Source organism: Cohnella sp. GCM10020058 (assembly GCF_042683485.1).
Taxonomy (GTDB): domain Bacteria; phylum Bacillota; class Bacilli; order Paenibacillales; family Paenibacillaceae; genus Cohnella.
The window spans coordinates 328,392-339,036 of sequence record NZ_JBHUJV010000002.1 but is presented as its reverse complement, the minus strand read 5'-3'; the positions used below and the strand labels follow the sequence as shown (position 1 = coordinate 339,036).

The 10,645-nt window shown below is 60.7% G+C and carries 7 protein-coding genes; all 7 read left to right on the top strand.

Annotation, left to right across the window (positions count from 1 at the left end):
* Positions 1–14: 14 nt before the first annotated feature.
* Positions 15–920 carry an ABC transporter permease gene (locus ACFSR7_RS04620; protein ID WP_378159364.1) on the top strand — a complete coding sequence of 302 codons (906 nt, stop codon included), beginning with the start codon at positions 15–17 and terminating at the stop codon, positions 918–920.
* 13 nt (positions 921–933) lie between these two features.
* A complete protein-coding gene (locus ACFSR7_RS04615; protein ID WP_378159363.1) occupies positions 934–1,818 on the top strand; it encodes a carbohydrate ABC transporter permease in 885 nt (294 codons plus the stop codon).
* 67 nt (positions 1,819–1,885) lie between these two features.
* Positions 1,886–3,688 (top strand): type 2 periplasmic-binding domain-containing protein, encoded by a 1,803-nt coding sequence (locus ACFSR7_RS04610; protein WP_378159362.1) that lies wholly within the window; start codon positions 1,886–1,888, stop codon positions 3,686–3,688.
* Positions 3,689–3,814: 126 nt separating this feature from the next.
* The gene (locus ACFSR7_RS04605; RefSeq protein WP_378159361.1) at positions 3,815–6,184 is read left to right on the top strand and encodes an FG-GAP-like repeat-containing protein; all 2,370 of its coding nucleotides are present in this window, start codon (positions 3,815–3,817) and stop codon (positions 6,182–6,184) included.
* A gap of 29 nt (positions 6,185–6,213) precedes the next feature.
* On the top strand, positions 6,214–7,878 hold the full coding sequence (locus ACFSR7_RS04600; protein WP_378159360.1) for a glycoside hydrolase family protein: 1,665 nt from the start codon (positions 6,214–6,216) through the stop codon (positions 7,876–7,878).
* A gap of 213 nt (positions 7,879–8,091) precedes the next feature.
* Positions 8,092–8,793, top strand: a complete 702-nt coding sequence (araD, locus tag ACFSR7_RS04595; RefSeq protein ID WP_217591776.1) for an L-ribulose-5-phosphate 4-epimerase — start codon at positions 8,092–8,094, stop codon at positions 8,791–8,793.
* Between the two features lie 84 nt (positions 8,794–8,877).
* Positions 8,878–10,566, top strand: a complete 1,689-nt coding sequence (locus tag ACFSR7_RS04590) for a ribulokinase (protein ID WP_378159359.1) — start codon at positions 8,878–8,880, stop codon at positions 10,564–10,566.
* The last annotated feature ends 79 nt before the right edge of the window (positions 10,567–10,645 follow it).

The following is a 10,645-nucleotide window of genomic DNA, read 5'->3' as shown; positions in this document are numbered from 1 at the left end:
GGAGGGAGACAACTGTGAAATCAATTGGTTTGACGCTGTGGAGGCAGCGTGTCCTGTTCCTGTTTTTGCTGCCGGGCGCGGCAGCCGTGCTGGTCTTTTCTTACGCGCCCATGGCGGGTCTCGTGATGGCGTTCCAGGATTACCGGGTATCCGACGGATTTCTGCGCGGCGAATTCGTCGGCCTGGATCAATTCAGGGCGTTCCTGACGGACCCCGACTTCTATGCGGCGCTCCGCAACACGCTGGCGATCAGCGGCCTTACCTTGCTGATCGGATTTCCCGCGCCGGTCGCGCTGGCGCTGATGATCGATGCCGTCGCCTCGTCCAGGTTCCGCAAGGTCGTGCAGTCCGTGACGTACCTGCCTCATTTCATCACCTGGGTATTCATCGCCAGTCTCGTCTACCGGCTGCTCGACACCGAGAGCGGCATCGTCAATCTGGCGCTGGTCAAGCTGGGCTTCGAGCCCGTCAGCTTCATGCAGTCGCCGGGGTACTTCTGGTTCATCCTCGTGCTGGCGTCCGTGTGGAAGAGCATCGGCTGGAATTCGATCATCTATCTGGCGGCGATCTCCGGCATCGATCCGGAGCTTCACAATGCGGGCATGGTGGACGGGGCGAGCCGGTTCCAGCGCATGATGTACATCACGCTGCCGTCGATCGTGCCGACGATCGCGCTCATGTTCGTCTTGTCGCTCGGCTCGCTCGTATCCGTGAACTTCGAAGCGGTGTTCAACCTCATGAACGGATTCGTGCAGGAAAAGGCCGACGTCATCGACACGTTCGTGTACCGCAACGGCGTCCAAATGATCAAGTTTTCCTACGCGACCGCGATCGGGCTGACCCAATCGGTCATCGCCTCGATTCTCGTATTCGCGGGCTTCAAGTTCAGCAACAAAATGAACGGCACCAAGCTGCTGTAAGGAGGAGAAGACGTTGAACATCCGAGCGACCGGCGGGGAACGGCTTTTCTCCATCCTGAACGTCGTCTTGCTGATTTTGTTGTCCGCCGTCATGGCTTATCCGTTTCTTTATGTGCTTTTCTATTCGATCAGCGACGGCGTCGCCGCCGGAGCGACGACGATTACGTTCGCACCCGTCAAGCCCACGCTGGACAACTACAAAGCGGTGCTCGGCAATGCCGGCATCATGAATGCATTCTTTATATCCGCGGCCCGCACGGTTCTCGGCACGGTGCTGCATGTGCTCGTCGTCTGCTTGGTCGCCTACGCCATCACCAAAAAGCAGCTGCTGTGGCGCAAGCCCATCATCGTGTTTTTTATGATTCCGATGTTCGTCAGCGGCGGGCTGCTTCCCTTCTATGTCATCATCGTGAAGCTGGGACTGTCCAACCACTTTCTCGTGTACATTTTGCCGATGCTCTTCAGCGCCTTTAACATGCTGCTCGCCAAAGTGTTTTTCGATCAGATTCCGGCTTCGCTCGAGGAATCGGCGCGCATCGACGGGGCAGGCGACGCGATCGTCTTCTTCCGGATCGTGCTGCCTTCGAGCCTGCCGCTGCTGGCGACGCTGTCGATATTCGCCGGAGTCGCCCAGTGGAACGCCTGGTTCGACGCGCTGCTGTTCGTAACGAAGCAGAATCTGCTGCCGATCCAGACGCTGCTTTACAAGATCATTCTGGAATCGCAGGCGACGACGGTCGAACAGATCTTGCGAATGTCTCAGAGCAAGACGCAGGTCACTTCCGAGGCGATCAAGATGACGACGCTCATGGTATCCACGCTTCCGATCCTATGCATTTACCCGTTCATGCAGCGCTACTTCGTCAAAGGCATGATGATCGGGGCGGTCAAAGGCTAACGCGTTATTAGCGTACGACATGTCGTGCGTTAATAGCGTTCAGATCAATCACTGGAGGGTCACACATATGGCAGAGAAAAAAGCACTACCGCTTGCGCTCGCAGCTGCGCTGGCTTTAACCGCATTGGCCGGCTGCTCCGACGGCGGCAACAACAACGCAAACCCCGCCTCGGGCAGTCCGGCGGCCTCGGGAGCCGCTTCCGCGCAGTCTTCGGCAGAAGCGCCTTTTTCTTACACGTTCCTTGACACGGTGCACCCGACGGCGCTGTTCGGGTACAACAATCCGAACGATGTCGTCACGCCAGTCGTCGAGCAAAAATTCAACGTCAAAGTGTCGGACATCGTGTTTTCGGCAGGTCAAAGCCCGGTCGAGCGGGTGAACATGCTGGTCGCCGCCAACAATCTGCCCGACGTCGTGCTCGTGGACAATCCCAACCTGTCGCTGCTGTATTCGACCGGCGCGTTCGCCGATCTGAGCGAGTATCAGAATCTCATGGTCAATACCGACAAGTATGTGTCGGATACGGGCTGGAATTCGCTCAAGGTCGCCGGCAAGCTGGTCGCCCTGCCGACCAGTGCCATGCCGGATGCGGGCAACCCCGAAGTCGCCGCAGCCATGCAAGCCGATATTTTCCACCGCGATCCGGTGAACTGGGCGTTCATGCTTCGCGAAGACATTCTGAAGAAGCTCGGCTACAAGTTCAAGACGGTCAAGGAGATTCAAGCCGAGCTCGATCAAAATCCGCGGCAGTTGACCGACGCCGATCTGCAGCTCGATCCGCCGATCAAGACGCCGGAGGACTTTGAGAAGCTGCTCTACGACATTCAGAAGCTGGATTTCAAGGTAGACGGCAAGCCGGTCATCCCGCTGTCGATTCCCGATTGGGGCGCTTATCACATTAGCTCCCTTTATGCGCCTACGGGCGGCTATTACGCCAATCCGGATACGGGAGAGGTCGCCGGGTTCATCGACAATCCGAACATGAAGACCTATTACGCCAAGCTCCGCCAATGGTTCAAGGACGGCGTGCTCGACAAGGATTATCTGCTGCAGAAGCCGGAGCAGCTTCAGCAGAAGATCGCCTCCGGGCGCGTGGCCGCCATGTTCAGCGTGCCGGATACGAACGGCGCCCGCACGAGTCTGAAGCAGCTCGATCCCGAAGCGGAGCTTCGCCCGATCCCGTGGCCCAAATCGCAGTACGAGATCGATACGGGGCACGCTTCCTATGTAGACCCCTCTTACCCGGCCGGTTTTTACAACATCATGATCAACAAAAACGTGAAGGACATCCCGCGTCTCTTGAAGTACTTCGACTGGTTCCAAACCGAGGAGGCGATGGATCTGTCCGTCTGGGGGCCGGAGAGCGCCGGATTGTACGAATTAAAGGACGGCGTCAAAGTGTTCAAGGATCAGGCGCTGTACGAAGCGATTCGCGACGGCAAAAAAACGGCGGACGGCAAAAACGCGGAGTACTACGGCATCTACGACAAAAACAACACCGTATCGACCTACACGAGCAAGGCGTTCCTGACGGCGCCGGCGCCGTTCTACAACAACAAAACATTCGAGCACAGCTATCCGGCCAAATTCGACGCCTGGAACGACATGTGGGCGTTCGTCTCCACCATCAAGCTGAGCAAGGACGGCACCGTGCTGTCGCCGAGCGGCGAAAAGTCGAACGCGCTGTCCAATTATTACTGGAACACGTTCCGAACGTCGGATACGGCGAAATTGCTGTCTACGAAGAGCGAAGCGGAGTTCGACAAGAAGTGGGAGGAACTCAAGAAGACGTTCGAGGAGAAGGGCGGCTACGACGCGGCGATCGCGGAGATGAAGCCGCTGTTCGACCGGGCGCTGGGCAAATCTTAAAAACGCGCGAACGATCGGTGCCGGCTTGAAGGGGATTCGCACGGTTTTTGCCGGATCTGTTATCGGGGCGGGGCGTTTTCGCCGGCTGGCAGAGCGTCCCGCTACTTCTTAAAGGCGGTGTTTCGGATGAAAAGAAGGTTCATCGCGGCGCTGGGCGCCTCGTCGATATTACTGGCGTCGGGAATCGTTGCGCCGGTTGGATATGCAAGCGCTTCCGCGCCTTCCGTAGGTGCCTGGTACAGCACCTGGTACGCCAAGAAGACGACGCCGAACGCGACGTGGATCACGGGCTTCGGCGGCGCGAGCGCGAACCGGTTCGTCGGCGACGTCACCGGCGACGGCAAAGCCGACGCCGTCATATTCAACAGCGACGGCAGCTGGCAGGTCGCGGTCTCGAACGGCAACGGCTTCAATACGCCGTCCGTATGGACGACGGGGCACGGCGCCGGCTCGAGCAGCCAGCTGCTCGCCGACGTGAACGGGGACGGCAAGCAGGATGCGCTCGCGTTCTTCGGCTCGAGCGGGAACTGGTACGCGGCACTGTCGAACGGCACGGGCTTCGGCGGCTATTCGCTGTGGGTGTCGGGACTCGGCGCCGGCTCGACGACGCAGCTCGCGGGCGACGTGAACGGCGACGGCAAGGCCGATGCCGTCGCTTATCAGAGCGGCACGGGCGCATGGTCGGCAGCGCTCTCGACCGGCAGCGCATTCGGGACGCCGGCCGTATGGGCTTCAAGCTTCGGCGCTAGCACAAGCCGGCAGTTCCTCGGCGACGCGAACGGAGACGGCAAAGCGGACGCGATCGCTTTTGACGGCACCACCGGCAACTGGTACCGGGCGCTGTCCGGAGGCGCTTCCTTCGGCGCCTCCTCGCTATGGACGGCCGGACATGGCGTCGGCTCCCAACATCAGCTCGTCGGCGACGGTAATGCGGACGGCTACGCGGACCCGTTCGTCGTATTCAACGCAGACGTGAATGGCGATGCACTGCCCGGCGATTGGTACGCGCGTTTGTACAGCAAGTACGCGGGCGCGCTCGACGGCTACGACTTTGTGATGAACACCGGCTTCGGGAGCGGCGCAACCGCGGTCATGCAGGGCAACGTCAACGGCGATCCGGACGGCTTCAAGGCTTCTGTCGCTTTCGAAGCATCGACCGGAACCTGGAAAGTCCAGCCCTATCACGCAACCAAGGCGAACGAGCAGGACACGTGGTCCGCCTGGAACATCCGTTACAAACCGCTTACGCTCGGCGCTTACCAGCAATACGACAGCGGCACGACGGCGGTCATCGACGAGCATCTGGCGACGCTCGCCGACGCCAAGGTCGATTTCCTGCTGCTCGACCAGACCAACAATATTTACGTGGACGACGGCTATATTTTCAAGCGATCGGTCAAGGTGGCCGGCCGCATCGCGGCCTGGAATGCCGCGGGGAGTCACCGGACGATCAAGTACGCCAACGCGATCGGCGGCGTTCAATGGTCGCACGATCCGGCCCATATCGAATGGGAAGCGGGCGAGATTTGGTCGCAATTCAACGATACGCCGTCGGGCGGGCCCGCCAACGCCTTTTATTTGAACGGCAAGCCGCTGCTCGTCATTTACTGTACGCCTGCCGACCGTTCCGCCTGGGAGAGCTGGACCGGCTCGAAAACGAATACGAATCGCTTCACCGTACGCTGGGCGCACAGTCCGAGCACGGCGGGTACGTACGGCTGGGAGGTTCGGAGCGGCACGCTCGACGACGACGAGGTCATGGTGGTCATGCCGGGCTGGAACAACAACAAGGGAGCGACGCCGGTCTCCCGCGCGAACGGGGACTACTATGCGCTGTCCGGCTGGGAGAAAGTGCTTCGCAAATCGCCGAAGCCGCAGGTCGTCATCTTGAATTCCTTTAACGAGTACGGCGAAGAGACGGCGGTTGCGGATGCGGATACCGGTAACCTGCTGTCTCCTTCCGAGAAGTGGTACGACAAGAGCGGACTAATTGACAATGCGATGTACTGGAATATGACGAAAAATTATATCGGATTGCTCCATACGTCGAGCTATCAAGCATCCGCGCTGTTTTCCAAGGGACAGGGCTGGTACGGCTGGTCCTACAAGCAGTGGAACGGCAGCGCCTACAGCGACATGACCTGGAATTCGGCGGCGGGCAGATGGCAAGGGACGCAGCCATACGTGCTGATTCTGGCCGATCGGCAGCACCCGGATACGTACGACGCGGTGCGCGCCTGGACCGCCCCGTATGCGGGCACCGTCACGGTGAGCGGTACGGTGCGGCTTGAGTCGACCGGCGGCGACGGCATCGTCGCTGCCGTCAAGAAAAACGGCACAACAGTATGGGGGCCTCAGACGGTGACGACCACGACAGGCATGGCGCACAGCTTCACGGTATCCGTTGCCGCAGGGGACGTCCTCTACTTTATCGTGAACAAGAACGGCACCAACAGCTACGATACGACGATCTGGAACCCGACGATCGCTTATTAAGGCTGGCCGACAAGGAAGGACGTTAGAAAATGACGAGCAAGGAAGCGACGATCAATGTATCGATCAAAGCCGCCGGCTATTTGGGCTCGCGATCCGCATTGAGCTATGACAGGCTGGAGCAAGAGGAGTACCGGCCGGCTACGATCTTTAAGAAGGCGTACAGCTGGCCGGGAGACTGGGAAGGCCGAATCATGCTGGCTTTGGCGATGCTGGAGCGGGCGACGGGCCGGCAGCCGCTTTATTTGGAGGAGATGCTGGACGCTGTCGGCGGCCATTTGAACGACAAGGGCTATTTCGGAAACATGTACCCCGCGGGCGAGCTGGATGAACAGCAGCTGTCCGGACATAGCTGGTTTTTGCGCGCGATGTGCGAGATTTACGAGACGAATGGCGACGGGCGGGCGCTGCATCACATCCAAAATATCGTGCGGGAATTGCTGCTGCCCGCAGCGGGGTATTACCGAACCTATCCCGTCGAACGCAACGGGCGCATCCTCGAAGGAGAAGCGATCGGAGAGCCGACCGGCGAGCGGATCGGCAACTGGTATCCGTCTACGGATGTCGGCTGCGCCTTCATTTTGCTTGATGGCGCTACCCATGCGTACCGGGTGCTCCGTTGGCCGGAGCTCCGCGAGTTGATCGATGAAATGGTCGATGTGTTCCAAACGATCGATTGGACCGGACAGTCGTTTCAGACCCATGCGACGTTATCTGCTGCCAGAGGCATACTCCGGCACTACGAATCGACGGAAGAGCCTGCATTGCTGCGCCTGGCGCTCCGCATCTACGGGCTGTACGTCCGGGAGGGGATGACGGAAAATTACGCCAACTACAACTGGTTCGGACGTCCGGAATGGACCGAGCCGTGCGCGGTCGTCGACTCGTTCTTATTGGCCAAAGCGCTGTGGAAGCATACCGGAAAGCTCCGATATTTGGAGGATGCGCAGTCGATCCTTTACAACGGGCTAAGCTACGGTCAGCGTCCGAACGGCGGGTTCGGCTGCGATTGCTGCGCAGGGGCGAAGGACGCGTATCTGTCGCCGCGCCGGGATTTGTTCGAAGCGTATTGGTGCTGTTCGATGCGGGGCGGCGACGGCCTGGCGCAGGCGGTGCTGTCTCTGTACGCAGCGGAAGATCGTACGGTCACGCTCCCGTTTTACAACGATAGCGCGTTCTCGGCAGACTGGGCGGACGGGGGGCGGCTCTCCCTCGAACAGAAGACGGCTTATCCGTTTGAGGGAAACGTGCGTCTTCGCGTGAACGAGGCCTGCGGGGCGGCGGCCGTGCGTCTTCGGCTATACGTGCCCTCCTGGTGCGGGGAACGGGAAGCGGAGCTACTGCTTAACGGCAAGCCCGTTGCTTATTCCATCGCGAACGGCTTCGCCGAGTTGGAACGCGTATGGCTTGCCGGCGATACGATCGAATTTCGATTTCCCGTGACGCTGCGGGCCGAGGCTCCGCGCAACGACCGCCATGACGGCTATGGGCAGGTCATCCGGCACGGCGTGCTGGTGCTCGGTGCGGCCGGGGGCGGCGCACAGGCGCATCTTGCGGCGCTCCGCCCGATCGGCCCGGCCGTTTATAAGTCTGAGGAAGACGGCGCCGTGTTTGCCCCGTTGACCGAACTGACCGGCATGAGCGAATCCGACGCGATGGAAAATCGGCGTAGGGTGCTGTTCGAGCTTCACGCGTGAGTTGACGTGCGAGACACGGCGCCCGGATGAGGCGGAATTACGTTATGGACCCTCGGGGGATAACCCCTGAGGGTTTTCTTGCTCGACAGCATGTACGTACAAGTATATAATGTAAGCGACGTCAGGGATGCGCCTGTGTAGACATTTATGCGTGGCGACCCGTAGAACAACCATTTATCGACTGCCATTTTTTTAAATAAAGGATGTGCGTACATGCTGGAGCGATTAAAAGCGGAAGTATGCCAGGCGAACGCCGAGCTGCCCAAATACGGACTCGTCACGTTCACCTGGGGCAATGTCAGCGGCTTCGACCGCGAATCCGGCCTGATGGTCATCAAGCCGAGCGGCGTGCCGTACGAGGAGCTGCGGCCCGAGCAGATGGTCGTGCTCGATCTGGAAGGCAACGTCGTCGAAGGCGATCTGCGCCCGTCCTCGGATACGCCGACGCATCTCGTGCTGTACCGCTCGTTTCCCGGCATCGGCGGGATCGTGCATACGCATTCGCCGTGGGCGACGATCTGGTCGCAGGCCGGCCAGGGCATACCGGCGCTCGGCACGACGCAGGCGGACTACTTTTACGGAACGATCCCCTGCACGCGGGCGATGACGCCGGCGGAGATCGAAGGCGCCTACGAGCATGAGACGGGCAACGTCATCGTCGAGGCGTTCCGCGGGATCGACCCGCAGCAGGTGCCGGGCGTGCTGGTGTACAGCCATGCGCCGTTTGCCTGGGGCAAGAACGCCATGAACGCGCTGCACAATGCCGTCGTGCTGGAGGAGGTCGCCAAGATGGCGTACCATACGCGGCAGCTGAACGCCGGCATTCCGTCGATGCAGCAGGAGCTGCTCGACAAGCACTATCTGCGCAAGCACGGCGCGAACGCGTATTACGGCCAGCCGGGCGACGAGCATTGATTCATCGAAATCGATAATCGACGCGATCATTCGTAAGACGGATCTACAAACCTAAGCTGAACCATCATACGAGGAGGCAATAACATGAGCGCAAAATACGCCATCGGCGTCGACTACGGTACGCAATCGGGACGCGCGGTACTGGTCGACCTGTCGAACGGCCACGAGATCGCGGATCACGTCACGCCATACCCGCACGGCGTCATCGACGAGAAGCTGCCGGTCTCCGGCATCGAACTCGGCCACGACTGGGCGCTGCAGCATCCGGACGACTACCTGGAGGTGCTGCGCCGTTCGGTGCCGGCCGTGCTGCAGGCATCCGGCGTCGCGGCGGCGGACGTCATCGGCCTTGGCATCGACTTCACGGCCTGCACGATGCTGCCCGTGGACGAGAGCGGCACGCCGCTCTGCTTCCTGCCCGATTGGAAGGATAACCCGCACGGTTGGGTCAAGCTGTGGAAGCACCACGCCGCCCAGGACGAGGCCGACCGCTTGAATGCCATCGCGGCGGAGCGGGGCGAGAAGTTCCTGCCGCGCTACGGCGGCAAAATCTCCTCGGAGTGGATGGTCGCCAAGGTGTGGCAGATTCTGAACGAAGCGCCTGAAGTGTACGAGGCGACTGACCTGTTCACGGAGGCGACCGACTGGGTCATCTCGCAGCTGACGGGACAGTTCGTACGCAACAGCTGCACGGCCGGCTACAAGTCGATCTGGCACAAGCAGGAGGGCTACCCGAGCCCGGACTTCTTCAAGGCGCTCGATCCGCGGCTCGAGAACCTGACGGCGACCAAGCTGCGCGGCGACATCAAGCCGCTCGGCTCGAAGGCCGGCGAATTGACGGCTAAAATGGCCGAGCTGACGGGCCTTGTCGCCGGCACGGCGATCGCGGTCGGCAACGTGGACGCGCATGCGGCGGTGCCTGCGGTCGGCGTCGTGGACGAGGGCAAGCTGGTCATGGCGATGGGCACGTCGATCTGCCATATGGTGCTCGGCAAGGAGGAGGTCGAAGTCGAAGGCATGTGCGGCGTCGTCGAGGACGGCATTATTGAAGGCTATATGGGCTACGAGGCCGGGCAATCGGCGGTCGGCGACATCTTCGAATGGTTCGTCGAGGAAGCGGTACCGGCATATGTGAAGGAAGCGGCGGAAAAAGACGGCGTCGGCGTACACCAGTGGCTGACGGAGCGCGCGGCGCACTACAAGCCGGGCGAGACGGGCCTTGTAGCGCTGGACTGGTGGAACGGCAACCGCTCGGTGCTGGTGGACACAAACCTGACGGGCGTCGTCGTCGGCTACACGCTGCTGACCAAGCCGGAGGAAATGTACCGTACGCTGCTCGAGGCGACGGCGTTCGGGACGCGGACGATCATCGACGCGTTCCATCACAACGGCGTGTCGGTCAACGAAGTGTACGCCTGCGGCGGACTGCCGCAGAAGAACGCGCTGCTCATGCAGATCTACGCGGACGTAACGAACCGCGAGATCAAGGTGGCGGATTCGAAGCAGACGCCGGCGGTCGGCGCGGCGATGTTCGGCGCGGTGGCGGCGGGCGCGGCGAAGGGCGGCTACGACAGCGTCGTCGACGCGGCGAAGGCGATGGCGCGCGTGCGCGAAGAGACGTTCAAGCCGATTGCCGAGAACGTGGCGGTATACGAGCGGCTGTACGCGGAGTACCGGACGCTTCACGACTACTTCGGCCGCGGGGCGAACGACGTCATGAAACGCCTGAAGGCGTTGAAGGAAGAGGCTTCGAAGGAAGAGGCTTCGAAGTAAAAGTAAGAAGCATCTTAATAAGAGCGGCTCGCGTCCGTTTTCCCTCAGGGAGAACTTGGATGCGGGCCTTTTTTTCCGT